Raw genomic sequence first — 23,941 nt, 5'->3', positions numbered from 1 at the left:
GGCCCCGAAACGTCAGGCGTCGAGCTGTCGCAGCAGCTCCGGCAAGTCGGCCACCGTGTCGATCACGTAGTCGGCGCCGGCGTCCTTCAGGATCTGCGTCGCATGGGCACGCAACGCCTCGACCTCCTCCGCCGGCAGCGCCGCCAGCTCCTCGGGCGTCTTGCCCACCGCATTGCCCGACATCGCGACGCCGACGGTCAGGCAGCCCGCCGCCACCCCCTCACCGATCCCCGGCGCGGTGTCGTCAACCTTGACGATGGCCGACGGCGGATAGGCCACCAGATCGACCATGCATTGATACATCCCCAAGGGGCCGGGCCGCCCCTCGGGCAGATCGTCGGCACAAATCAGATTGTCGGGCTCATAGCCCTGGGCGGCCGCCACCGGCAGAACATGCTCCATGATCGAGCGGGTATAACCGGTGGTCGACCCGATCTTGAGCCCCATCGCCCGCAGCTCGTCCACCGCCTGTTTGGCGCCCGGCACCAGATCAGCGTAATCGGCGGCGACCTTTTCATTCATCGGTACGAAGATCTCATAGACCTTGTCGACATCGGCATCGGTGGGCGCCGCGCCGTATTTCGCGGCCCATTGCGCGGCGATCTCGGGCATGTTCATCATCGCGCGGATATGGTCCCATTTGGCCGAGCCCATGGGCCCGCGCGCCTGTTCGATGGTCGCCGCGATGCCGAATTGGGCAAAGGCCTTCACGAAGACGCCCATCGGCGCGAAAGAGCCGAAATCGACGATGGTGCCGGCCCAGTCGAAGACGGCGGCCTTGAAACGGGTCATGCGGTTTTCCTCTGCTCTGCTGCGGCCAGTTTGGCGCGTTCTTCCAATGCGGCGGCCGGCGGTGCGGCGCTTGCCACCCCAAGCTCTGCCAGGCTGTCGCGGGCGGCCTCGACCACCCGGGTCATCACGGCAGCATCCATCCGACCGATACAACCGATACGGAAGCTGTCCACCACCGTCAGCTTGCCCGGATAGATGATGAACCCCTTGTCCTTCATCAGCTCGTAAAAACGGGTGAAATCGAACTTCGGATCGGCGGGGTTGAAGAAGGTGACGATGATCGGCGACAGCCAGGTCTCATCCAGCAGCGTCTCGAACCCCAGCCTGCGCATGCCCGCGACCATCACGTCACGGTTGTTGGCATAGCGCGCGCCCCGGGCGGCCACGCCGCCCTCGGCCTCGTGCATCCGCAACGCCTCGATAAAGGCGGCGACCACATGGGTCGGCGGGGTGAATCGCCACTGGCCGGTGGTCTCCATATAGTCCCATTGCGCATGCACATCGAGCGCGAGGGAATGCGACCGCCCCTTTGCCGCCTCCAGCTCAGATTGCCGCGCCAGCACGAAGCCGAAGCCCGGCACGCCCTCGATGCATTTGTTGGCGGAAGAGACCATCGCCTCGAAGCGGATCTCCCCCGGTTCCAGCGGCACGGCACCAAAGGCGGACATGCTGTCGATCAACAGCTTGCGCCCGGCGGCATAGGTGGCCTCGGAAATCTCCGCCATCGGGTTCAGGATGCCCGAGGAGGTCTCGCAGTGAATCGCCAACACATGGGTGATCGCCGGATCCGCTGCCAGGATGCGGGCGACATCGGCGCCGCGCGGCGGCATGTAGTCGCCCATATCCAGCAGATGATGCGGCCGGCCGATGGTGTTGCAGGTCTTGGCGGCGCGCAGCCCATAGGCGCCGTTGGCCAGCACCAGAACCTTGCCGTCCTTCGGCACGAAGCTGCCCAGCATCGCCTCAACCAGATAGGAACCCGATCCCTGCATCGGCACGCAGGCGAAGTCTTCGCCTCCGGCGCCCAGCATGGCGACCAGACGCGCCCGCATCTCGGCGGTCATGGCGCGGAAATCGGCGTCCCAGCTGCCCCAGTCGCGCAGCATCGCCTGTTTCACCTCATAGGCCGTGGTCAGCGGCCCCGGGGTCAGCAGATAGGGCTCGCCCAGTTTCGGCGGCGGGAAGGTGCCCTCAGCAGTCATTCGTCCTCTCCTTCGGGTCTGGAGTTGGCGCCACATTGCGCGGGGCGCATTCATCTGTAAAATCTTTTAAAATTATTTATCCATCGGAATTTTCTATGATCCCGACCGGGCAGCGCGAAGTCCCCGCTGCCGCCCCGGTCGCGCCACCGAACAGGCCGGCCGGATCATGACCCTAGACCGTATGGCTGACAGTGGTGTGACACCCCGGCGCCCGGTCAAACGGCGCGCAGACGCGATCCGCGCAGCGCCCCCTGCGCCTCCAGCACCGGATAGGCGATCGAGGTCAAAAGCGCGTTGATCTGCTTGAGATCGCGCAGTGTATCCAGCTGGATCGAGGCGCCGCCGGTCTCCGCCGCGCCGCGCTGCCTGAGCCGGGTGAACTGACGATGCCCCGCCGCCCGTTCCGCCGCGCGCAGCCGGTCCTTGCGCTGAACCAGCAGCCGCGCGGTCTCCGCATCCTCCGACACGATCAGATTGAAGACCAGCCGGGCATTGGCCAGGACGGTGGCGTGAAAGGCACAGAGCTCGCGCCAGTCCTCGGCGCTGAAGGCGATGTCCCGGTCCTGCTTCTTGCGGACCTGCGCCAGCAGATTACCAGCAACCAGATCGCCGACCTGCTCCAGCTTGAGACAGGCCTCCAGCAGGTCCTCGCAGCGGCGGGCCTCCTCCGGGCCCATCTCCCGCTCGGCGATCCGCGCGAGGTAGAGGCGAATGCTCCGGTGGCGGCGGTCGATCCGATCGTCCAGCGCCGCAAGATCGCGGATCGCCTGCGGCGACGCCCCGTCGTAGAGGTCGATCACCCGGTCCAGCATCGCCTCGACGGTCTCGCACATGCGGACCACCTCGCGGGTGGCATGGACCAGCGCCTGCCGCGGCCGGTCCAGCGCCGTCTCATCCAGCGCGCTGACCTCGGTTTCCGCGGTCGGTGCCGGCCCCGGCGCCTGCAGCGCCGCCAGCCGGGTGCTCAGCCTGACGATCAGCGGCGACAACGGCAGGCCGACGACGAAGATCAGCAGGTTGAAGGCGATATGCGCCTGCACGATCCGGTCGGCTGCCTCCTGCCCCAGCCAGGACAGATCGGCCCGCCCCAGCAGCAGCACCGCCAACACCGCCAGCGATCCGGCACCGCGCATCAAGAGATTGCCCAGCGGCACCACCTGAAAGGCCGGCGCCGCGCGCCGCGTCAGAACCGGTGCGATGAAGGACGACCCGAGGTTGACCCCCAGCACCATCACCACCCCGAGCTCCGCCCCGATCGCCCCCTGCCCGGCCAGCGCCGCCAGCAGCAGCACCGCGGCGATAGAGGACTGCAGCAGATAGGTCAGCAGCGCCATGATCAGGCATGCGGTCACCGGGTCGCCCTGAAGATAGCCGGCCAGCACCGGCAAGAGCGTGCTGTCGCGCAGCGGCACCGAGGCGCGGCCCATCAGCTCCAGCGACAGGATCAGCAGGCCGATGCCCACCAGCACCCGCCCGATCTGCCGTCCGCCGCGCCGCTCCGTGCCCAGAAAGGCCACCGTGCCGAGGATCAGGCACAGCGGCGACAGCAGCGTCAGATCGAAGCTCAGCACCCGGACCAGCACGGCGGAGCCGACCTCGGCACCGCGCACCGCCAGAACCCCGGCGAGCCCGGTCATCAGCCCGCTGCCGGCGAAGGAGCCGACCAGCAGCGTCACCGCGGTGGAGCTTTGCAGCAGCACCGCCAGGCCGAAACCGGTGCCGGCGGCCAGAACCGGGCGATCCATCGTCGCCCGCAGCCGGTGCCGCAACAGCTTGCCCCAGCCCCGCTCCACCCCGGTGCGCACCATTCGCGTCGCCCAGAGAAGCAGCGCCACCGCACCCGCCATATGCAGCAGAACCACCGTGCCGCTCATTCCCGCCGCGCCCGGTCCGGGGAAAGGATACCGCTCTGCCCGTCTGCTGCCATGTTCGTCCCTTCCCTGTCGCGCCTCTTGCCGGATCAGTCATGCGCATCCGCAATCCATCTGTAAAATCGTTATTTTCGAGATTTCAATTTACTGGCCTTATGAATAAACTCGCCCCGGTCGCCACCTTCCGGGATCCGCCACATGCGATACGTCCAGCTCCGCGCCTTTCACTACGTCGCCATCTGCGGCGGCTTTTCCCGCGCGGCGGAGGCGCTGTTCCTGACTCAGCCGGCGATTTCGGATCAGGTGCGCAAGCTGGAGGAGGAATACGACATCCTCCTGTTCAACCGGCGCAACAAGCAGGTCACCCTCACCCGCGAGGGGGAGGAGCTGCTGTCGATCACCCGGCGAATGTTCGATGTGGAGCAGCAGGCGCTGGAACTGCTGACCGAATCCCGTGCCCTGCGGTCCGGAGAACTGCGGATCGTCGCCGATGCGGCGCATCACCTGGTGCCGGTGCTGGGCAGGTTTCGCGAGAAATACCCCGGTGTGCGCATCACCCTGCGCAGCGGCAACACCCAGAGCGTTCTGGACGGGCTGCACGCCTATGAGGCCGATCTGGGGGTTCTGGGCGAAATGCCGAGGGGCCGTGATTTCGTCACGCTGAAACTGAACTCCACCCCGATCATCGCCTTCGCCCATCGCGACCACCCGGCGGCAACGGCCGGACGCCTGAGCCTGGAGGAGCTGACCCGCTTTCCCCTGGTACTGCGTGAGAAGGGATCGAAGACCCGCCACCGGCTGGAGGAACTGGCCGCCGCCGAAGGGCTGACCCTGAGCCCCACCATCGAGGCCGAAGGACGCGAGGCGGTCCGCGAAATCGTGGCCTCAGGCGCCGGAGTGGGCTTTGTCTCCATCGCCGAATTCGGCGCCGACAGCCGGTTCACCCCGATCGAGATCGCCGCGCCGCCGATGCTGATGGACGAGGCGCTGATCTGCCTGCGCGAACGCGCTGGCGCCAAGCTGGTCCGGGCGTTCTTCGAGATCGCCCGCGGGCTGGCGGACGACCCGGCACCATAGCGCGACCGCACAAGTCGCTTGACCGCCCCCATGCTAGAGCCGATCCGCCCGGACCCGGAGCGGAGAGGACGCATGCAGCTGACCCACGAACACGAAGAACTGCGCCGCAGCCTGCGCCGCTGGATCGACACCGAAGTGAACCCGAACACCGCCGAATGGGAGGCCGCCGGCATCTTTCCAGCCCATAAGGTGTTCCGTTCGCTAGGGGATCTGGGGCTTCTGGGGATCAGCAAATCGGTCGCGTTCGGCGGCATGGGGCTCGGGTTCTCCTATGCGGCGGTGGCGGCGGAAACGCTCGGCGCCGTCCAGCCCGGCGGCGTGGCCCTGGCCATCGGGGTGCAGACCGACATGTGTACCCCGGCGCTGGAGAAACATGGCAGCGATGCCCTGCGTGAGGCGTTTCTGCGCCCGGCCATCTCCGGCGAGCGGGTCGGCTGCATCGGCGTCTCGGAACCCGGCGCCGGATCGGATGTGGCGGCGATCCGCACCAGCGCGCGCAAGGACGGCAGCGACTACATCATCAATGGCGCCAAGATGTGGATCACCAACGGCACCCAGGCCGATTTCTGCTGCCTGCTGGCCAATACCGGCGACGGGCCGGTCCACAGGAACAAATCGCTGATCGTGGTGCCGATGGACAGCAAAGGGGTCGAAGTCACCCGCAAGATCGACAAGATCGGCATGCGCTGTTCCGACACCGCGCAGCTCTATTTCGACGAGGTGCGGGTGCCGCAGTCCAACTGCATCGGCGAAGAGAACATGGGGTTTCTCTATCAGATGGAGCAGTTCCAGTACGAAAGGCTCTGGGGCTCGCTGAACACCGTGGGCGTACTGCAGCGCGCCATCGACTGCACCATCGCCTATACCCGCGAGCGTCAGGCTTTCGGCAAGGCCATCCTCGACAACCAGTGGGTCGCCTTCAAGCTGGCGGAAATGCAATGCGAACTCTCGGCGCTCCAGGCGCTGAGCTGGCAGGGCGTGGCTGAGATCGAGGCCGGCCAGGACGCCACCCGCACCGCCACCATGGCCAAGCTGCTGGCCGGGCAATTGTCACGCCGGATCGCCGATGGCTGCCTGCAGTTCTGGGGCGGCATGGGCTACAGCGAAGACAGCGAGATCTCGCAAATCTTCCGCGACACGCGGCTGACCTCGATCGGCGGCGGCGCGGATGAGGTGATGCTGCAGATCCTGACCAAGTTCATGGGCACCCATCCGCAGGGCTGAGGCCGCCGGCGGCCCCGGCCTCTGACGGAACGTCACGGCGGCTCGGCACAAGTGGGGTCCCTGCCTCTTGCGCTAGGCTGCGCGTCCGGGCAGGCTGTCCACCCGCTGAAACCGCCGCGAGACCAGACCAGATGACGACCCAGACCCAGCCACTGATCCACCCTTTTCCCGACGCTCCGGCCGAGGGCGAACTGGTCGAAATCACCCCCGGCATCCTCTGGACCCGGTTCGCCCTGCCGTTCCGGCTGAACCATGTGAACGTCTATTTCCTGAAGGACGACGACGGCTGGCTGATCGTCGACACCGGCATCGATATGCCCGAGACCCGGACCGCCTGGCGCAACCTGCTTTCCGGCGCGCTGAAGGGGGAGACCATCACCGGGCTGATCGTCACCCATCACCACCCCGATCACATCGGACTGGCCGGCTGGCTCTGCGACACGCTGCAGATCCCGCTGATGACCAGCCAGGCGACCTTTCTGGCGACGATGACCTATTTCAATTCGCCGGAGCTGCTGGCCGCCAGTATCTATACCCGGTTCTTCGTCAGCCACGGGATGAGCCGCGAGATCGCCGCGCTGGTCAGCGTACAGGGCCATGAATACATGCGCATGCTGTCGAAACCGCCCTTCACCTACCGCCGTCTGGCTGCCGGCGATGTGTTGAAGGTGGGCGGACGCGATTTCCATGTGCTGTCCGGCGACGGCCATTGCCCGGAACAGCTCATGCTGCATCTGCCGGAAGAGAATATCCTGCTGGCCGCCGACCAGGTGATCGAGAAGATCAGCCCGAATATCTCGGTCATGGCGATCGAACCCGACGGCAACCCGCTGGGCGCCTTCATCCGCTCGCTGTCGGCGCTGGCCGCCGATCTGCCGGCCGAAACGCTGGTGCTGGCCGGTCACCGGCTGCCGTTTCTGGGCCTGCAGCAGCGCTGCGCCGAACTGATCGCCCATCACGATCACCGCTGCGACCTGATCCGCGAGGAAACTGCGGTGCAGCCGATGTCCGCCGCAGATCTGGTGCCGGTGCTGTTCCGCCAGGAGCTGAGCCCGCATGAGATGAGCTTCGCCTTCAGCGAGGTGCTGGCCCATATGAACTACCTGGCCGCCGATGGCGAACTGGTCTGGCAGATAGACGCCACCGGGCATCGCCGTCTGGCCCGCCCCTGAGGCGACAAAAGATGTACCCGCAATGCCGCATTGTCGGGCAGAGCCGCCGCCCCCGGTCCCGGCGCGATGGAGAAAACTGGCAGCCCCCCGCCAAAGCCACTAGAACCGCGCCACGGGGGCGTGCCCTCCAGCAGCGGGACCGACAGTCATGACCACCACCGGCAGCAGCAAGACCAGCGATACGGGCAGTTCCTCCAGCCTGATCGTCCAGGACGTCATCCGCGGCCTTTACGAGGGCCGCTTCGTCCCCGGCCAGCGGCTGGTGGAACCCGATCTGGTGCGCCAGTACGAGGTCAGCCGCAGCACCGTACGCGAGGCGCTGAAGCAGCTCTCGGCCGACGGGATCGTGGTGTCTCACCCCTATCGCGGCGCCAGCATCCGCAAGCTGACCCGCACCGAGGCGGCCAATCTCTTCGCCATCATGGAGGTGATCCTGGGGCTGGCGGCGCGGCAGGCGGCGCAGAAGATCGAGACCCCCGGCGCGCGCGAGAAACTGACCGAACATCTCGAGGCCATCGCCACGCATGAGGACACCAACGACCGGTTCGAATTCCTGCGACGACGCAACCGCTATTTCCGGGCACTGACGCAGATCGCCGAGAATCCCGAACTCGGCCGGCTGCTGCCGCGGTTCCAGGCGCATCTGGTGCGCAACCGGCTGACCCTGACACCCGAGCAGCGGGTGGAGGGCTATCGCAAGATCACCGACGCGGTGCTGAGCGGCGATCCCCGCCGCGCCGAGCGGGTGGCACGCGGCTATATCGCCATGACAGCGGCGCGGGCGCTGCCGCTGTTCCCGGAATAGCGCCGCGCGCCCCGGGCCTCAGTCCGGGGTCACTTCCACCACCACCGCATGGGCGGTCACCTGGGCGCCGGCGGCGACATGCACCGCCGCCACGGTGCCGTCGGTGGCCGCGCTGTGGGGGTGTTCCATCTTCATCGCCTCCAATACCAGCAGGGTCTGCCCGGCCCGGACCCGGTCACCGACCGACACCCCGACCGAGACCACCGACCCGTTCATCGATGCGCGCAACTTGCCATCGCCACCGGCGACGGCCCGGCGCACCGGGGCGAAGCTCAGGTCGTGAAAGCTCAGGTTGCGGCCCTCCAGATGCAGCCAGACCCGGTCCGCCACAGACCACAGCACCGCCTGCTGGCGCAGACCGTCGCATTCGAACCTCACGCAGTCGCCTTCACGTTCCAGCACCCGGAGCTGCAGCGGATCGTGCCCCGGCAGGCTGACCTCGCATGCCCCGTGCGGCAGCACCCGCACCTGGGGCGCAAAGACGACCTCCGCCGCCGCCAGCCGCAACGGCGTCGGAAACCCGTGCGTGAGCCCGATGCCCGGCCCGGCCCGCAACAGCGCCGCAGCGATCATCGCCCCGCGCGCCAGCGCCGGCTCCGGGTCCGGCAGCAGCTGCGCCTGCCGTTCCGCGATGAACCCGGTGGTGGCGGCACCGGCGGCAAACACCGGATCGGCCAGGCAGTCGGCCAGGAAATCGAGGTTGGTCGAAAGCCCCAGCGCCAGGCTGTCCCGCAGCCCGGCGATCAGCTGCCGCCGTGCCGCGTCCCGGTCGGGCCCATGGGCGATCATCTTGGCAATCATCGAATCGTAGAACGGCGGCACCCCGGCCCCGTCGCGCAGCGCGTGATCCACCCGCAGCCCCGCCGCCGGCGCCCACCGCGTCAGTTCCCCGCTTTGCGGCAGGAACCCCGCCCGCGGATCCTCGGCGCAAAGCCGCACCTCGATCGCATGGCCGGTGAAGGCGACCTCCTCCTGCCGCAGCGGCAGAGCCTCGCCGGCGGCGACGCGCAGTTGCAGCGCCACCAGATCGAGGCCGGTCACCGCCTCCGTCACCGGGTGTTCGACCTGCAGCCGGGTGTTCATCTCCATGAAATAGAACTGCCCCTCGGCATCGAGCAGGTATTCGAAAGTGCCTGCCCCCTCATAGCCGATGGCCCGGGCGGCAGCGACCGAAACCGCCCCCATCCGCGCCCGCAGATCGGCGTCGACGGCAGGCGATGGCGCCTCTTCGATCAGCTTCTGATGTCGGCGTTGCACCGAACAGTCGCGTTCGCCCAGATGGATGGCAGAGCCGTGACGATCCGCCATCACCTGGATTTCCACATGCCGGGGATCGAGGATCGCCTTCTCCAGCAGCACCACATCGCTGCCGAAGGCCGATTGCGCCTCGGACTTCGCGGCCGCCAAAGCCTCGGGGAAGTCCGCCTCCGCCGCGACCAGCCGCATGCCGCGCCCACCGCCGCCGGCGGTGGCCTTGATCATCACCGGAAAGCCGATCTGCCGCGCCTCGGCCAAGAGGGTCTCCGCCCCTTGGTCCGCCCCCTGGTAGCCGGGCACGCAGGGCACCCCCGCCCCGGTCATCAGCGCCTTGGCGCCGGCCTTGTCACCCATCGCCCGGATCGCCGCCGCAGGGGGGCCGACGAAGACGATGCCCGCTGCTTCACAAGCCTCTGGGAAGTCAGGGTTTTCCGCTAGAAACCCATAGCCCGGGTGGACCGCATCCGCGCCGCTGGCCCGGGCGGCGTCGATGATGCGGTCGATCCGCAGATAGGACTCCGCCGGCGCCGCGCCACCGATGCAAACGGCCTGATCGGCGGCGCGCACATGTTCGGCCCCGGCATCGGCCTCGGAATAGACGGCGACGGTGGCATAGCCCATCGCCTTGGCGGTGCGCATCACCCGCAGGGCGATCTCCCCCCGGTTGGCGATCAAGAGCTTGGTGAAAGGGGTGGTCTTGTCCATGGGTCCTACGCCTTCGGGATCAGGGGCGGGCGACGGCGAACTGGATCGCCTGAGGCTGGCGCGCGGCGGCGTCCCGGGCAATGGCCATCAGCTCGATCATCAGCTCACGGGTGTCGCGGGGGTCGATCACCCCATCGTCCAGCAACCGGGCAGAAGTGTAACGCGCCCCCATCTGGCCGTTGAACATGTCGACGATCTTCTGTTTCATCGCTGCGATCTGCGCCGGATCGAGCTCCTCCCCCATCCGCGCGGCGCGTGCCTCCTGCACCACCGCCATGGTGCCGGCCGCCTGTTCGCCGCCCATCACCGCGGTGCGCGCATTGGGCCAGCTGAAGCAGAAGCGCGGATGGAACCCCCGGCCACACATGCCGTAATTCCCTGCCCCGAAGGAGGCACCGCAATAGATGGTGAACTGCGGCACGGTGGCATTGGTCACCGCCTGGATCATCTTCGAGCCGTGCTTGATGATCCCCGCCTCCTCATAGCTGCGACCGACCATGAAACCGGTGGTGTTGTTGAGGTAGAGAAGCGGCGTAGCGGCCTGACAGCAGCTCTGGATGAAATGGGTGGCCTTGGCGGCGCCATTCGGGTCGATCGGGCCGTTGTTGGTCAGGATGCCGATCGGCCAGCCGCCGATCCGGGCAGTACCGCAGACCGTGGCGCTGCCGTAGCGCGCGCCGAATTCGACGAACTCCGATCCATCGACGATCCGCGCGATCACCTCGCGCATGTCGACCGGCTGGCGGTGATCCATCGGCATGAGGCCCAGAAGCTCCTCCGCCGGATAGGCGGGCGGTTCCGCCGGGCGCGCCGCGCCACCGGCTTCTTGCCAATCGATATTCGCCAGGATCGCCCGGGCCATGCCGATGGCCTCCCGGTCGTCTTCGGCCAGAAGATCGCCCAGCCCCGAGATACCGGTGTGCATCTCGGCGCCGCCCAGGTCCTCTTCGCTGGCGATCTCGCCGGTGGCCGCCTTCAACAACGGCGGGCCGGCCAGAAACGCCCGGGTGCGACCGCGCACCATGATGATGTAATCCGACAGGCCGGTCTGATAGGCCCCGCCGGCGGTGGAGCTGCCATGCGTCACTGTCACCACCGGCAGGCCGGCGGCGGAGAACCGCGCCAGATTGCGGAAGATGCTGCCGCCGCGAATGAAATCCTCCACCCGATAGGCCATCAGGTTGGCCCCGGCGCTCTCGACCAGCTGGATGAAGGGCAGCTTGTTCTCCAGCGCGATTTCCTGAACGCGCAGCTGTTTCTCTAACCCCATCGGCTGCAACGCGCCCGCCGCGATGCCGCTGTCGGAGGCGCTGATCATGCAGCGGATGCCGGAGACGAAGCCGATCCCGGCGATCACCCCGCCGCCGGCGACCGATTTCTCCGGGTCCGGGTGATCGAGGCCGAACCCCGCCAGCTTCGACAGTTCGACAAACGGCCGGCCGGGATCCAGCAGCAGCGCCACCCTGTCGCGCGGCAACAGCTGGTCGCGTTTCTCGAACCGTGCGCGGGCCCGTTCCGAGGCCGCCCGGCGCCGCATCTCGATCGCGTCGAGATCCGCGAGCAGCGCCAGCATCCCCTCCCGGTTCTGGCGAAAGGGGTCTGATGCGGTGGAAATCGCGCTCTGGATCTGGGGCATTCGTCGTCCGCCTTGGCTGTCGGTCAGAAACCGGCGCGGCGGCAGGCGCCGCGACCGTCTGCCCCAACCCTAGCCGGGACGACGACGGCGATCTTGTGCCGGCGCGCTACGGCGGCGCGCCCGGCTCAGGCGCAGCGTGCACCCACCAGCCTGAGCCCGCGCGACCCCTCGCGGATCGAACGGGGTTTCAACCCGTAGGTGCGACGGATCGAATGGCTGAAATGGCTAGAATCGGGGTATCCGAGGTCCAGCGCCACCTCGGTCAGATTGCGGTCGTGGGTGGCATGTTCCAGGAACCGCCGGGCCCGCTTCCACATCCGCATGTTGCGGTAGGAGGCGCCGGTTTCCTGTTTGAACAGGTGCAGAAAGCGTGAGGCCGAGAGCCCCACCTGCCGAGCGCATTCCTCCGCCGAAAGCGCCACCTCGCCCAGGTCCTGCTCGAACCGGTCGAGCGTCAGATCGATCCGCGGGTCGAGCCGGCGAGCCGGCAGCTCCGTCCCCAGCAGCAGCCGATCGAAGCCGGCGGTGCCCAGCCGCTGCGCCCCCCCAGCAGCCGCCAGCGGCATCAGCGCCGCGCGCACCCGCGCGATCCAATCGGCTTGCGCCGGCCCCGCGCCGCCGGCCGCCAGAAGCCAGGCCTGATCCTCCGGCCGCAGGCGTTCGGGTTCGAACATCAGGCAGAACACGCGGTCGCAATCGATCGCCACCTGATGGCTGCAGTAATGCGGCAGCACGATGCAGGGCGCCGCCGTCCAGCCCCCCGACCCGAGGCGCACCCGCACATCGCCCCGTTCCGCCAGATAGAATGTGATGCCGCCCGGCCGGCGCGGTTTCATCCGGGCGCCGAGCAACCCGTAATAGAACACGCGGTCACGGTTCACGAACATGATCTTGTCGGGTTCAGATGCCTCTGCCACCGGTTTCCCTCCCCTGATACCGCCCGAAACGGGGCGGCCTCCTCTCTCCGCCCACATTGTTGGAAACTCGCGCCGAAAGGTCAATTTGCGATCGCCGGGGTCCAGGCGGTGCCGCAGCGTCTTTGCGCAAGCCCCGGCGCCGGCCCTGCCCTAGGCTCGGTCCCGACCAGAGGCGGTGGCCAAAGGCGGCCGGCCCGAAGCGGCGGAGGGAAACCACATGTCCAAGGCGATCATCACCTGCGCGATCAACGGCGTTCTGACCGATCCGCGCCAGCACAACGTGCCCGTCACCCCCGAGGACATGGCGCAGGAGGCCCGCCGCGCCTATGAGGCCGGAGCCAGCGTCATGCATATCCACCTGCGCCAGCAGGCGCCCGGCATGGGCCATCTGCCCAGCTGGGACGTGGATCTGTCGCGCAGGGTGCAATCGGCGATCCGCGCCGCCTGCCCCGGGGTGATCATCAACCACACCTCCGGCATTCCCGGACCCGAGTATCAGGCACCGCTGGAGGTGATCCGCGCCACCGCGCCGGAGATGGCCGCCTGCAACGCCGGATCGCTCAATTACCTCAAGCTCCGGGCCAACGGCGACTGGGCCTGGCCGCCGATGCTGTTCGACAACCCGGTGGAGAAGGTGCAGGACTTCATCGACGTCATCGAGGCCGCCGGCGGCGTCCCCGAATTCGAATGTTTCGACACCGGCATCGTGCGCAGCGTCGCCATGTACCAGCGCGCCGGCATGTTCAAAGGCACCGCGCAGATGAATTTCGTGATGGGCGTCGCCTCGGGGCAGCCGGCGCGCGCCGATCTGCTGCCGATCCTCGCCGATCTCGCCCCCCCGGATGCCCGCTGGCAGGTCACCGCCATCGGCCGGGCCGAGATCTGGCCGCTGCATGCCCGCACCGCCGAGCTCGGCGGTCACCTGCGCAGCGGGCTTGAGGATACCTTCTATCTGCCCGATGGCCGCAAGGTCAGCTCCAACGGCCCACTGATCGAGGAACTCACCCGCACCGCGCGGGCCGCCGGCCGCGAGATCGCCTCCCCGGAGGAGGCGCGCGCGCTCCTCGGGCTCTGATCCCGCCCCCGGGAGTTCCTCGCCCCGGGACGCGCCCGCGGCGCAGCTGACGCGCATGGGGTTGTCATCCCTGCGGCAACCGGGCACAGTTGCCTCGCGGCGGCGGTGTTCTTCCAGGTGCGATTCTGCGCCGTCTTTCCCATATACAACCAAATAAAAGTCTGTAGGTTTCCCGATGCGTGACCCTTTGTTCCGCATGGCGTTGATCCTGGGTCTGCTCTCGGCCGTGGGCCCCTTCGCCATAGATATGTACTTGCCCGCCATGCCGATGGTGGCCGACGATCTCGGCACCACCGAGGCCGGCGCGGCGCTGACCCTGACATCCTATTTCATCGTCTTCGGCCTGGCGCAGATGATCTATGGCCCGATGGCCGATGCGATGGGACGCAAGTTGCCGCTGATCCTCGGGCTGGCGGTCTTCTTCCTTGCCACTGTGGCAGCCTCTTTCGCGCCCGATATCCGCTGGCTGATCGCGGCGCGCGGTCTGCAGGGGCTGGGCGCCGCGGCGCTGATGGCAGTGCCGCGCGCAGTGATCCGCGACAAGGCCAGCGGGCCCGAAGCGGCGCGGATGATGGCGGCGGTGATGATCGTGATCTCGGTCTCGCCAATGCTGGCGCCGATGACCGGCTCTGCGGTGATGCTTTGGGGCGGCTGGCGCGAGATCTTCGCGGTTCTGGCGGTGGCCTCGCTGCTCAGCCTGGCCCTGGTGATCTTCGCGCTGCCGGAAACCCTGGATCCCGCCGCCCGCCGCCCGGTCCGCGCCCGGGCGATGCTGTCGGGCGGCGCCCGGCTGCTGACGGACCGCCGGTTCATGGGGCTGACCATGGTCGGCGGCTTCGGCATGGCGAGCTTCTTCGTCTTCATCGCCGCGGCGAGCTTCGTCTACACCCGCGAATTCGGGTTGAGCGCCACCGGGTTCTCGCTGGCCTTCGCCGTCAACGCGGTTGGCTTCTTCAGCGCCTCGCAGCTGGCCGGGCGACTGGCCCAGCGCTTTGGCATGGATCGGGTGATCTGGCTGGCAATCAGCGGCTTTCTCGCCGCCAGCGCGACTCTGGCGCTGATCGCCCTGCTGGGCGGCGGCAGCCTGCCGGTGGTGATTGCCGGGCTGTTCGTCGCCAATGCCTGCCTCGGTCTGGTGATCCCGACCGCGGCGGTTCTGTCGCTCGACCCGCATCCCGATATCGCCGGGCTGGCGGCCTCGCTCGGCGGGACATTGCAGATGCTCACCGGCGGGCTGATGATCGCGCTGACCGGGCTGTTTCTGGAAAACACCGCCACCAGCATGGTGCTGGCGATCGCGCTCTGCGCATTTCTGGCCTGGCTGTCGGCGCTGCTGTCGCTGCGCGGCGACCAGCGCCAGATCGTCTGACAGAAAAGGCCCCCGCCACGGGCGGGGGCCGATCAAGACCGCAGAAAGGCCTCTGGATCAGAGGTTCACTTCGAAGAGACCCGCGGCCCCCATGCCGCCACCGATGCACATGGTGACCACGACGTATTTGGCGCCGCGCCGCTTGCCTTCGATCAGCGCATGGCCGACCAGACGCGCCCCGGTCATGCCATAGGGGTGACCGATGGAAATCCCGCCACCGTTGACGTTGTAGATTTCCGGATCGATGCCCAGGTGATCACGGCAATAGAGCGCCTGCACCGCGAAGGCCTCGTTCAGCTCCCACAGGCCGATATCCTCGATCTTCAGCCCGTGCTGTTTCAGCAGCTTCGGAATCGCATAGATCGGGCCGATGCCCATTTCCTCGGGCGCGCAACCGGCCACTGCCATGCCGCGATAGATGCCCAGCGGCTCCAGCCCGCGCTGTTCCGCCAGCTTGCCTTCCATCAGCACGCAGGCCGAGGCGCCGTCGGAGAGCTGGCTGGCGTTGCCGGCGGTGATCACGCCGCCCTCGATCACCGGCTTCAGACCCTGCAGGCTCTCCAGCGTGGTGCTCGGGCGGTTGCCCTCGTCACGGTCCAGCGTGATTTCCGTTTCGCTGATCTCGCCTGTGGCCTTGTCCTTGACCATCATCGTTGTGGTGAAGGGCACGATCTCGTCGTCGAACTTGCCGGCGGCCTGCGCTGCGGCGGTGCGCTGCTGCGAGCTCAGGGCATATTCGTCCTGGGCATCGCGGCTGACGTTATAGACCTTGGCGACATTCTCGGCGGTGAAGAGCATCGGCATATAGGCGTGCTTGGCATGGGCCAGCACGTTGGGATCGACCGTCTCCTGCACCCAGGCGGTGTATTTGTCCTGCACGGCAGAGATATTCTCCTGCCCGCCGGCGGCCACCACATCCATGCCATCGACCATCACCTGCTTGGCCGCCGTGGCGATCGCCATCAGACCCGAGGCGCATTGCCGGTCCATGGTCTGGCCCGATACCGTCACCGGCAGGCCGGCGGCGAAAGAGGCATTGCGCGCCAGGTTCATCCCGGCGGTGCCGGCGGCCAGCACCGTGCCCATCACCACATCCTCGATCTCGGCCGGATCGATCCGGGCGCGCTCCACCGCGGCCTTCAGCACATGGCCGGCCATGGTGGGGGATTTGGTGGCATTGAAGGCGCCGCGATAGGCCTTGCCAATCCCGGTGCGCGCGGTGCTGACGATGACAGCTTCTCTCATCTGATCTCTCTCCTCCAGAGGCTCTGACGCGCGCCTCAGTCCTCCGGGCGCGCCCTGCCGCGCCACTTTCTGCAGCTGCAGCCACGCTGTCCAGTCGCCAGCGAAATTACCGTGCGTCGGAAAGCCCGAGGATATCGTCTGACGTTCCTGTCTGCCGATCTCAGCCCACAGGGGCGCCGGTCAGGCCGCCGCCGGGCCGTCCTGCCGCCCGGCCCGCAGCGCCTCGCCAGAGCGGCGCACGCTTTCCGCGACCTCCATCAGCTGCTTGCCCAGCGGGTTGGATTTCCGCCAGATCATACCGATGGTGCGGCGCGGCTGGGTCCCCTCGAACCGCGCGACCGAGACATTGGCCGACCGGGTTTCCACCGCCACCGCCATTTCCGGGATCAGCGTCACCCCGATCCCCGCCCCCACCATCTGCACCAGCGTCGACAGCGAACTGCCGTCCAGGATCTCCCGCGGGCGGGAGGATTGCATGTCGCAGAAGGACAGCGCCTGATCGCGGAAACAATGGCCTTCCTCCAGCAGCAGCAGCCGCATCTCCTTCAGCCGTTCGCGGCTGGGCACCGGCTTGCCGGCCTCCTCGCCCGGGCGGACCAGCACGAAATCCTCGGAGAACAGCGCCACCTCCTCAAAGGCCGGCTCGGAGACCGGCAGCGCCACGATGGCGGTATCGAGCCGTCCGGCGCCCAGTTCCTCGATCAGTCGCGGCGTGATCGTCTCGCGTACCCGGATATCCAGCCCGGGGTGGGCGCGTGCCAGATCGCCGACGATGGTGGGCAGCAGATAGGGCGCAATTGTGGGAATCACCCCGATCCGCAACCGCCCGGCCAGCTGCTCGTGCGAGGCGCGGGCCAGATCGTCCAGTTCGTCGACCGCGCGCAGGATATCGCGCACCCGCTCGGCGAAGAGCTCGCCAAAGCCGGTCAGCCGCACCTGCCGCGGGCCGCGTTCGAACAGCGGCACCCCCAGTTCCTCCTCCAACTCCTTGATCTGAACCGAAAGCGCGGGTTGCGAGATGGCCGACGCCTCGGCCGCGCGGCCGAAATGGCCGTGCTGGGCGAGCGCCTCGAAATAGCGGAGCTGGCGGAGCGTGAGATTCTTCATAATCTCAGATTATCACTCCGATCAGTTTATACAACTTAATCCAATGCAAAACCTCTGTTAGGGTGAATTCACACGAGGAGGAGAGGAGAGCCCGCCCCAACGACCCCTGAGCCAGCGGGTCCGAGCGGTGGGGGACCCCGACGTGTCCGGAGCCTGAAATACCCCCGCCAGGGGACGGGAGACGTGCGCGGTTTGATTGCAGGAACACTCGATACCCTCGTTCACGTAGCGGATCGACGAACACGAGCCACGATTGGAGACTGAAATGGACGGAAATGACGCAGCCCCGACCGGCAAATGCCCGGTGATGCACGGCGCGATGACAGCAATCGGCACCTCGGTGATGGATTGGTGGCCCAATGCGCTGAACCTGGACATCCTGCACCAGCAGGACACCAAGACCAACCCGATGGGAGCGGAGTTCGACTATCGTGAAGAGGTCAAATCGCTGGACGTCGAGGCGCTGAAGAAAGACCTTCACGCGCTGATGACCGACAGTCAGGACTGGTGGCCGGCCGACTGGGGCCATTACGGCGGTCTGATGATCCGCATGGCCTGGCATGCCGCCGGCTCCTATCGCACCGCCGATGGCCGCGGCGGCGGCGGCACCGGCAACCAGCGCTTCGCCCCGCTGAACTCCTGGCCCGATAACGTCAGCCTCGACAAGGCGCGGCGCCTGCTGTGGCCGCTGAAGAAGAAATACGGCAACAAGATCTCCTGGGCCGACCTCATCCTGCTGGCCGGCACCGTCGCCTATGAATCGATGGGGCTGAAGACCTTCGGCTTCGGCTTCGGGCGGCAGGATATCTGGCATCCGGAAAAGGACGTCTACTGGGGCTCCGAAAAGGAGTGGCTGGCGCCCTCTGACGAACGCTATGGCGATGTCGAGAACCCGGAGACAATGGAAAACCCGCTCGCCGCAGTGCAGATGGGGCTGATCTATGTCAACCCCGAAGGCGTGAACGGCAAACCCGATCCGCTGAAGACGGCGGCCCAGGTGCGCGAGACCTTCGCCCGGATGGCGATGAACGACGAGGAAACCGTGGCGCTGACCGCCGGGGGCCATACTGTCGGCAAGACCCACGGCAACGGCGACGCCAGCGTGCTGGGCGCCGATCCCGAGGCCGCGGGCCCGGAGATGCAGGGGCTTGGCTGGGCCAACCCGAACCAGAACGGCAAGGCCGCGAATGCGGTGACCTCGGGCCTCGAAGGCGCCTGGACCACCCATCCGACCCAGTTCGACATGGGCTTTTTCGACATGCTCTTCGGCCATGAGTGGGAGCTGAAGAAATCCCCGGCCGGCGCCTGGCAGTGGGAACCGGTCGACATCAAGGAAGAGGACAAGCCGCTGGACGCAAGCGATCCCAGCAAGCGCCACAACCCGATGATGACCGATGCCGACATGGCGATGAAGATGGATCCGGCCTATCGCGCCATCTGCGAAAAGTTCATGGCCGATCCGGAATATTTCAAGGACACCTTCGCCCGCGCCTGGTTCAAGCTGACTCACCGCGACATGGGCCCCAAGGTCCGCTATCTCGGCCCCGACGTCCCGGCCGAGGATCTAATCTGGCAGGACCCGATCCCCGCCGGTCCCACCGGCTATGACGTGGCGGCGGTCAAGGCGGCGATTGCCGGCAGCGATCTGAGCCTGTCGGATATGGTCTCCACCGCCTGGGACAGCGCCCGCACCTATCGCGGGTCGGACATGCGCGGCGGCGCCAATGGCGCGCGCATTCGCCTGGCGCCGCAGAAGGACTGGGAAGGCAACGAGCCCGAACGTCTGGCCCGCGTGCTGTCGGTGCTGGAGCCGATCGCCGCGTCGCATGGCGCCAGCCTCGCCGATGTGATCGTGCTGGCCGGCAACCTCGGGGTGGAACAGGCGGCCAAGGCCGCCGGTATCGACCTGACCCTGCCCTTCGCGCCCGGCCGTGGCGACGCCACCGACGAGATGACCGACGCCGACAGCTTCGCGCCGCTGGAGCCGATCGCCGACGGGTTCCGCAACTGGCAGAAGAAGGACTATGTCGTCAGCCCCGAGGAGCTGCTGCTGGACCGCGCCCAGCTGATGGGGCTCACCGCCAACGAGATGACGGTGCTGATCGGCGGCATGCGGGCAATGGGCACCAATTACGGCGGCAGCAAGCACGGCGTGCTGACCGACCGCGAAGGCTCACTGACCCCCGATTTCTTCGTCAATCTCACCGATATGGCGAATGAATGGAAACCGGCGGGCGATGGCGTCTACGAGATCCGCGACCGCAAGAGCGGCGCGGTGAAATGGACCGCCAGCCGGGTGGACCTGGTGTTCGGCTCGAACTCGGTCCTGCGCGCCTATGCCGAGGTCTACGCCCAGGACGACAACGCCACGAAATTCGTTGAGGATTTCGCCGCCGCCTGGACCAAGGTGATGACCGCAGACCGGTTCGACCTGGCCTGATCGGCCCCACTCACGGCACGATAAGACGGCGTCCCCGACAGGGGGCGCCGTTTTTTCTGCCCTGCCCCCGCGGCTTTGATCCGGATCAAGTTCCGACCGTCCCGGATATGCGCTTATGCGCATAAAGGAGAGAGCCCATGATTCTTCCCATCCTGTCCGCTCTGGCCGAGCCCACCCGACTGAACGCGCTCCGCATCCTCAGCGATGGCGAAGAGCATTGCGTCTGTGAGCTGATGGCCGTGATCGGCGCCACCCAAAGCCGCATGTCGCGGCACATGCAGGTGCTGAAACAGACCGGGCTGGTGATCGACCGCCGCGATGCGCAATGGGTGCGCTACCGGCTGAACCCCGAGCTGCCGAAGGACATCGCCGCCGTGCTTGACGCGGTCGTCCGTGCCGCCCGAACCGAGGAAAGGAAAGCGGCATGAGTGCCGAAACGACCCATCCCCTGCGTCCCGCCCGCCCCGACTGGCTCTGGCATCTGGGCGTGGCCGGATTCATTCTGCTCTGGGTGCTGATCTATCGGCAGCTGAGCCCGCTGGCCGAGACGCTGACCGCGCTTCTGCCGATCGACCGCCACAGCCATACCGGCGAGGCGGTGGCCTTCTTCCTCTATGACGTGCCCAAGGTGATGATGCTGCTGATGCTGATCGTCTTCGCCATGGGGGTGGTGCGCAGCTTCTTCTCGCCGGAAAAGACCCGCGCGGTGCTTTCTGGCAAGCGCGAAGGCGTCGGCAATATCTTCGCCGCCGGTCTCGGCATCCTGACACCCTTCTGCTCCTGCTCCGCGGTGCCGCTGTTCATCGGCTTCGTGTCGGCCGGGGTGCCGCTGGGGGTGACCTTCTCCTTCCTGATCGCGGCGCCGATGGTCAATGAGGTGGCTCTGGTTCTGCTGTTCGGGCTGGTCGGCTGGCAGGTGGCGATGACCTATCTCGCCTTCGGCCTGGCCATCGCCATCGTCGCCGGCTTTGTCATCGGCAAGCTGAATCTGGAAGGCTGGCTGCAGGACTGGGTGCGCGACATCCACGCCGGCACCGCCATCCTGCCCGAGGACGAGGGGCTGAGCCTGGTCGCCCGCTACCGGCTGGGGATCGAGGCGGTGCGCGAAATCTTCTCCAAGGTCTGGATCTGGATCCTGCTGGGCATCGGCATGGGGGCGCTGATCCACGGCTATGTGCCCGAGGATCTGATGGTCCGCATCATGGGGGCCGAGGCTTGGTGGTCGGTGCCCGCGGCGGTGGTCATGGGGATCCCGATGTACACCAATGCCGCCGGCGTCATCCCGATTGTCGAGGCGCTGCTGGGCAAGGGTGCCGCGCTCGGCACGGTTCTGGCCTTCATGATGAGCGTGATCGCCCTGTCGCTGCCGGAAATGATCATCCTGCGCCAGGTTCTGACCCTGCGCCTGATCGCCGTCTTCATCGGCGTCGTGGCCAGCGGCATCCTGGCCGTAGGATTCCTGTTCAACCTACTGTTCTGAAAGGACATTCAGATGAAAACCGTCACCGTCTACGGCCCCGGCTGCAAACGCTGCGAAACCACCGAAGCCATGGTGAAAGAGGCCGCCGCCAAGCTGGGCCTGGACATCGCGGTGGAAAAGGTCTCCGACCCGAAATCCATCGCCATGGCCGGCGTGATGTCGACCCCCGGCATCTCGGTCGACGGCAAGCTGGTCCACACCGGCGGCCTGCCCGATGCGACGAAACTGGAAGCCTGGCTGCAGGGCTGAGGAGCGATCCTGCCGACGGGCGGCCCTCTCTCAGGGTCGCCCGCAAGGCGGTGGCCACACAGGCCCCGCGCGATGGATGCCCGATGGCTGCGGTGCGCTTCCGGACCGGCGCCGCTCCGGGATCGCGGGCCCCTATTCCTCGGTCAGCACCGCCACGATGCCGGCCTCGCGCCCCTCGATCTCCTCCGCGCCGACCTTCTTCTTGAACCGGTAGTCGGCGAACATGTGCTCCGCCGTATCGGCATAGGAGATCGAGATCGTCTCCCCCGCTTCGAAGTGGATATCCTCGCCCAGAAGCATGGGGATCGACACGAATTTCACCAGCGTCTTGTTGAAATCCTTCTCCCGGTACGAGGCGCAGAGCCGCATCGCGATATCGCCGATGCGCAGCTCGAAGACACCGCCGTTCTGGGTGGAGGTCATGACCAGCCCGACGATGCGGCCTTTGCCCTCGAACCGGCCAATCAAACCTTCCGGCCCCGGCCGCCATGTCGTCAGCCGGATCGCCCTGTTCTCGAAGAGCTCGTCCTCGGCTCCCTGGAAATCGGCGTAGATTTTCAGCTCTCCGGCGCCGGTCTCGACGCTCTCCCCCGGGATCCGCGCGGTCTCCAGCAGCTGCAGCGCGCCATCGACGATCAGGTTCATCAGCTCGTCCCCGGTTCGGTAATGCGCATTGTCGCGGAAATAGCGCAGCGGGATACGGGTGCTGCCGGGGTTCTGGTCCAGAAACGCCTGCGGCACGTCGAAGAAGCCGACCCCGTGCTTTTCGCAAATCCGGTGCAGCATCTTGCGATAGGCGGTCAGCCGCCCGCGCTTTTCCCGGTTCCGCGGCTGGAAGATCAGCGCCGCGAACCGGGCCTGCCGGTCGCGGCAATGCCGCATCGTCCATTCCACCGCCTTCCGCAGCTCGGGATTGGTATAGCCGCGCGCATCGATATGATTGGCGTCGTTGACGCCGTATTCCCAGATCACCGTGTCACCCGGCTTCAAGTCGATGGTGTGCAAGCAGCGGAAGGCCCCCATCTGCGACGGAGCTGCGCCGATGGAGATATTCACGATCTCCTGATCCTCCGGCAGACGATCACGAAGCCTGTGAACCCAGCCTCCCTTGAGCAGGGAGTTTGAACCGCCAGAAATATAAATTGTCATATGTGCACCATCGGCAACGAAAGCTGCGTTTTGATGACATATCCACAACCGGAAGTGTAGCCCCCGGCCCGACCATAGTCAGCGGACTGCGACGCCGGTGACGAGGTCGCCCTGCCTCCTGCCGAAGTCAGGCTTCCGCACCCCGGCAAGCGTACGCCATTGGGGCCGCAGGGGGCGAAACCACACCACACCGAACTGCATTTTTCCGCAGAGGACGAAACTTGTCGATTTGCTTTGAAGATCCGGCCCTTCGGGCCAGCTGATGGTGCGGTCGAGAAGACTCGAACTTCCACTCCGGTTAAGGAACAGCGACCTCAACGCTAGGTTCGGAGGGTTTCCCTCCTCCCTAAACCTATAAAATCAAACAGATTTTAAAGGCTGCGCGATCCACCAACAAACTGTTGCAGTCTTGCAGGAATATAGCCGAGAGACCCTAACAAGACAAGGTAAGGGTGCGTGTATACCAATAAGTGTACACAAGAGTCAGTGGTCACTTCTGCTCCTAAGAAGAAAGACAAGAACAGAATATTTAAAGCCAAAACAATAACTTATCTTATATTACGGGATGGCCTTCTCGGTCACAAGTTCAATGATAGTAGCGAGTAACGCCCCAGAGCCCCCCGGGGGGAGGGGGGACATACCCCCCCTTGGTTATTACTGAACCACACCCAAAGATTTTCTCGTCAACTTTTTTGGCTAGCGAACCTTGGGGGAACGGCCCAGAGGGCCGCCCCCGTTTGTTCCTCTCCGTTTACTCAAGAACAGGCAGGACACTTCCGGTTGGCAGCTCTTGCCTCCCTAAGCGCAGTTGAGCGGCCCTACCTTGGCCCGGATTGTCGTTCTCCAACAGCTCCAACTCGATTGCCCGGTGTACGTTCCGGCTTACAACGCTTGGATCAACACCCATGTAGTTAGCTATCTCACGTTGGCTGACAGAGAGGCACCCCAGAGGATTGCTAGATGCTTGCTCCATCTCTTGAACCGCTTCCACTACTCCTCGAACACCCGAAGACACCGAGACCTCAAGACCATGCGATAGCGTATCTTCGTAAGCGGCGGCTGCATCCCACCTCAGGTTCAGCTTGACGGCTTGAAGTTCCACGGGAGAAGTTCGTCGATGCGGCCTTGCGGATGGCCGGCGGCGATGGCCTCGAGGGTGGTCTTGAGAT

21 protein-coding genes are annotated in these 23,941 nt (G+C 66.3%); 10 read left to right on the top strand and 11 right to left on the bottom strand.

Annotated elements, in window-relative coordinates:
* Nucleotides 1-12: 12 nt before the first annotated feature.
* The 3 genes from phnX to QO033_RS00085 form a co-directional block, all read right to left on the bottom strand.
* A complete protein-coding gene (gene phnX / locus QO033_RS00095) occupies nucleotides 13-792 on the bottom strand; it encodes a phosphonoacetaldehyde hydrolase (protein WP_284478876.1) in 780 nt (259 codons plus the stop codon).
* Nucleotides 789-1,994: a 2-aminoethylphosphonate--pyruvate transaminase gene (locus QO033_RS00090; protein ID WP_284478875.1), complete on the bottom strand. Its 1,206-nt coding sequence runs from the start codon at nucleotides 1,992-1,994 to the stop codon at nucleotides 789-791. The genes phnX and QO033_RS00090 overlap by 4 nt, the downstream gene beginning before the upstream one ends.
* A 215-nt stretch (nucleotides 1,995-2,209) precedes the next feature.
* Nucleotides 2,210-3,868, bottom strand: coding sequence for a Na/Pi cotransporter family protein (locus tag QO033_RS00085; protein ID WP_284478874.1), 1,659 nt, complete (start codon nucleotides 3,866-3,868; stop codon nucleotides 2,210-2,212).
* A gap of 195 nt (nucleotides 3,869-4,063) precedes the next feature.
* Between QO033_RS00085 and QO033_RS00080 the strand changes: the two genes are divergently transcribed.
* The 4 genes from QO033_RS00080 to QO033_RS00065 all read left to right on the top strand — a co-directional run bounded on the left by QO033_RS00080 (nucleotide 4,064) and on the right by QO033_RS00065 (nucleotide 8,143).
* Entirely contained in the window at nucleotides 4,064-4,942 is an 879-nt protein-coding gene (locus tag QO033_RS00080) for a LysR substrate-binding domain-containing protein (protein ID WP_284478873.1), read from the top strand.
* Between the two features lie 72 nt (nucleotides 4,943-5,014).
* Nucleotides 5,015-6,166: an acyl-CoA dehydrogenase family protein gene (locus QO033_RS00075; protein ID WP_284478872.1), complete on the top strand. Its 1,152-nt coding sequence runs from the start codon at nucleotides 5,015-5,017 to the stop codon at nucleotides 6,164-6,166.
* A 131-nt stretch (nucleotides 6,167-6,297) separates the two neighbouring features.
* Nucleotides 6,298-7,338 (top strand): MBL fold metallo-hydrolase, encoded by a 1,041-nt coding sequence (locus tag QO033_RS00070; protein WP_284478871.1) that lies wholly within the window; start codon nucleotides 6,298-6,300, stop codon nucleotides 7,336-7,338.
* Between the two features lie 148 nt (nucleotides 7,339-7,486).
* Complete coding sequence (locus QO033_RS00065; protein ID WP_284478870.1) at nucleotides 7,487-8,143, top strand: GntR family transcriptional regulator; 657 nt, start codon at nucleotides 7,487-7,489, stop codon at nucleotides 8,141-8,143.
* 18 nt (nucleotides 8,144-8,161) lie between these two features.
* On the opposite strand, the gene QO033_RS00060 is transcribed toward QO033_RS00065, so the two are convergent.
* The 3 genes from QO033_RS00060 to QO033_RS00050 all read right to left on the bottom strand — a co-directional run bounded on the left by QO033_RS00060 (nucleotide 8,162) and on the right by QO033_RS00050 (nucleotide 12,658).
* Nucleotides 8,162-10,105, bottom strand: coding sequence for an acetyl-CoA carboxylase biotin carboxylase subunit (locus tag QO033_RS00060; protein ID WP_284478869.1), 1,944 nt, complete (start codon nucleotides 10,103-10,105; stop codon nucleotides 8,162-8,164).
* A 19-nt stretch (nucleotides 10,106-10,124) separates the two neighbouring features.
* On the bottom strand, nucleotides 10,125-11,741 hold the full coding sequence (locus QO033_RS00055; RefSeq protein WP_284478868.1) for an acyl-CoA carboxylase subunit beta: 1,617 nt from the start codon (nucleotides 11,739-11,741) through the stop codon (nucleotides 10,125-10,127).
* Nucleotides 11,742-11,866: 125 nt separating this feature from the next.
* The gene (locus QO033_RS00050) at nucleotides 11,867-12,658 is read right to left on the bottom strand and encodes a helix-turn-helix transcriptional regulator (protein WP_284478867.1); all 792 of its coding nucleotides are present in this window, start codon (nucleotides 12,656-12,658) and stop codon (nucleotides 11,867-11,869) included.
* Nucleotides 12,659-12,875: 217 nt separating this feature from the next.
* On the opposite strand from QO033_RS00050, the gene QO033_RS00045 reads away from it, so the two are divergent.
* Nucleotides 12,876-13,733, top strand: coding sequence for a BKACE family enzyme (locus QO033_RS00045; RefSeq protein WP_284478866.1), 858 nt, complete (start codon nucleotides 12,876-12,878; stop codon nucleotides 13,731-13,733).
* Nucleotides 13,734-13,908: 175 nt separating this feature from the next.
* Nucleotides 13,909-15,102 carry a multidrug effflux MFS transporter gene (locus QO033_RS00040; protein ID WP_284478865.1) on the top strand — a complete coding sequence of 398 codons (1,194 nt, stop codon included), beginning with the start codon at nucleotides 13,909-13,911 and terminating at the stop codon, nucleotides 15,100-15,102.
* Nucleotides 15,103-15,159: 57 nt separating this feature from the next.
* Here the strand turns inward: QO033_RS00040 and QO033_RS00035 are convergent, their stop codons facing one another.
* Entirely contained in the window at nucleotides 15,160-16,347 is a 1,188-nt protein-coding gene (locus QO033_RS00035; protein WP_284478864.1) for an acetyl-CoA C-acyltransferase, read from the bottom strand.
* 180 nt (nucleotides 16,348-16,527) lie between these two features.
* The gene (locus tag QO033_RS00030; protein ID WP_284478863.1) at nucleotides 16,528-17,454 is read right to left on the bottom strand and encodes a hydrogen peroxide-inducible genes activator; all 927 of its coding nucleotides are present in this window, start codon (nucleotides 17,452-17,454) and stop codon (nucleotides 16,528-16,530) included.
* A 265-nt stretch (nucleotides 17,455-17,719) separates the two neighbouring features.
* Here QO033_RS00030 and katG point away from each other — a divergent pair, with 265 nt between their 5' ends.
* The 4 genes from katG (at nucleotide 17,720) to QO033_RS00010 (ending at nucleotide 21,623) form a co-directional block, all read left to right on the top strand.
* Nucleotides 17,720-19,894 (top strand): catalase/peroxidase HPI, encoded by a 2,175-nt coding sequence (gene katG / locus QO033_RS00025; RefSeq protein WP_284478862.1) that lies wholly within the window; start codon nucleotides 17,720-17,722, stop codon nucleotides 19,892-19,894.
* A 137-nt stretch (nucleotides 19,895-20,031) separates the two neighbouring features.
* The gene (locus QO033_RS00020; RefSeq protein ID WP_284478861.1) at nucleotides 20,032-20,322 is read left to right on the top strand and encodes an ArsR/SmtB family transcription factor; all 291 of its coding nucleotides are present in this window, start codon (nucleotides 20,032-20,034) and stop codon (nucleotides 20,320-20,322) included.
* Nucleotides 20,319-21,374: a permease gene (locus QO033_RS00015; protein WP_284478860.1), complete on the top strand. Its 1,056-nt coding sequence runs from the start codon at nucleotides 20,319-20,321 to the stop codon at nucleotides 21,372-21,374. The genes QO033_RS00020 and QO033_RS00015 overlap by 4 nt, the downstream gene beginning before the upstream one ends.
* A gap of 12 nt (nucleotides 21,375-21,386) precedes the next feature.
* Nucleotides 21,387-21,623: a thioredoxin family protein gene (locus tag QO033_RS00010; protein ID WP_284478859.1), complete on the top strand. Its 237-nt coding sequence runs from the start codon at nucleotides 21,387-21,389 to the stop codon at nucleotides 21,621-21,623.
* Between the two features lie 132 nt (nucleotides 21,624-21,755).
* Here the strand turns inward: QO033_RS00010 and QO033_RS00005 are convergent, their stop codons facing one another.
* The 3 genes from QO033_RS00005 to QO033_RS25345 all read right to left on the bottom strand — a co-directional run.
* Nucleotides 21,756-22,772, bottom strand: coding sequence for an SGNH/GDSL hydrolase family protein (locus QO033_RS00005; protein WP_284478858.1), 1,017 nt, complete (start codon nucleotides 22,770-22,772; stop codon nucleotides 21,756-21,758).
* A gap of 751 nt (nucleotides 22,773-23,523) precedes the next feature.
* Entirely contained in the window at nucleotides 23,524-23,745 is a 222-nt protein-coding gene (locus QO033_RS25270) for a MarR family transcriptional regulator (protein WP_407682084.1), read from the bottom strand.
* A gap of 104 nt (nucleotides 23,746-23,849) precedes the next feature.
* Nucleotides 23,850-23,941: transposase domain-containing protein (locus QO033_RS25345; RefSeq protein ID WP_456107298.1), on the bottom strand; the 92-nt coding region annotated here is incomplete at its 5' end.

It is taken from the genome of Pseudodonghicola flavimaris (assembly GCF_030164425.1).
Classification (GTDB): domain Bacteria; phylum Pseudomonadota; class Alphaproteobacteria; order Rhodobacterales; family Rhodobacteraceae; genus Pseudodonghicola; species Pseudodonghicola flavimaris.
The sequence above is the reverse complement of the archived record's forward strand: the minus strand, read 5'-3'. Positions and strand labels throughout refer to the sequence as shown.

Excerpts from the sequence above, each read along its gene's own strand:
- phnX (WP_284478876.1), bottom strand. The coding sequence starts at position 792 with ATGACCCGTTTCAAGGCCGCCGTCTTCGACTGGGCCGGCACCATCGTC.
- QO033_RS00090 (WP_284478875.1), bottom strand. The coding sequence starts at position 1,994 with ATGACTGCTGAGGGCACCTTCCCGCCGCCGAAACTGGGCGAGCCCTAT.
- QO033_RS00085 (WP_284478874.1), bottom strand. The coding sequence starts at position 3,868 with ATGAGCGGCACGGTGGTTCTGCTGCATATGGCGGGTGCGGTGGCGCTG.
- QO033_RS00080 (WP_284478873.1), top strand. The coding sequence starts at position 4,064 with ATGCGATACGTCCAGCTCCGCGCCTTTCACTACGTCGCCATCTGCGGC.
- QO033_RS00075 (WP_284478872.1), top strand. The coding sequence starts at position 5,015 with ATGCAGCTGACCCACGAACACGAAGAACTGCGCCGCAGCCTGCGCCGC.
- QO033_RS00070 (WP_284478871.1), top strand. The coding sequence starts at position 6,298 with ATGACGACCCAGACCCAGCCACTGATCCACCCTTTTCCCGACGCTCCG.
- QO033_RS00065 (WP_284478870.1), top strand. The coding sequence starts at position 7,487 with ATGACCACCACCGGCAGCAGCAAGACCAGCGATACGGGCAGTTCCTCC.
- QO033_RS00060 (WP_284478869.1), bottom strand. The coding sequence starts at position 10,105 with ATGGACAAGACCACCCCTTTCACCAAGCTCTTGATCGCCAACCGGGGG.
- QO033_RS00055 (WP_284478868.1), bottom strand. The coding sequence starts at position 11,741 with ATGCCCCAGATCCAGAGCGCGATTTCCACCGCATCAGACCCCTTTCGC.
- QO033_RS00045 (WP_284478866.1), top strand. The coding sequence starts at position 12,876 with ATGTCCAAGGCGATCATCACCTGCGCGATCAACGGCGTTCTGACCGAT.
- QO033_RS00040 (WP_284478865.1), top strand. The coding sequence starts at position 13,909 with ATGCGTGACCCTTTGTTCCGCATGGCGTTGATCCTGGGTCTGCTCTCG.
- QO033_RS00035 (WP_284478864.1), bottom strand. The coding sequence starts at position 16,347 with ATGAGAGAAGCTGTCATCGTCAGCACCGCGCGCACCGGGATTGGCAAG.
- QO033_RS00030 (WP_284478863.1), bottom strand. The coding sequence starts at position 17,454 with ATGAAGAATCTCACGCTCCGCCAGCTCCGCTATTTCGAGGCGCTCGCC.
- katG (WP_284478862.1), top strand. The coding sequence starts at position 17,720 with ATGGACGGAAATGACGCAGCCCCGACCGGCAAATGCCCGGTGATGCAC.
- QO033_RS00020 (WP_284478861.1), top strand. The coding sequence starts at position 20,032 with ATGATTCTTCCCATCCTGTCCGCTCTGGCCGAGCCCACCCGACTGAAC.
- QO033_RS00015 (WP_284478860.1), top strand. The coding sequence starts at position 20,319 with ATGAGTGCCGAAACGACCCATCCCCTGCGTCCCGCCCGCCCCGACTGG.
- QO033_RS00010 (WP_284478859.1), top strand. The coding sequence starts at position 21,387 with ATGAAAACCGTCACCGTCTACGGCCCCGGCTGCAAACGCTGCGAAACC.
- QO033_RS00005 (WP_284478858.1), bottom strand. The coding sequence starts at position 22,772 with ATGACAATTTATATTTCTGGCGGTTCAAACTCCCTGCTCAAGGGAGGC.
- QO033_RS25270 (WP_407682084.1), bottom strand. The coding sequence starts at position 23,745 with ATGGAGCAAGCATCTAGCAATCCTCTGGGGTGCCTCTCTGTCAGCCAA.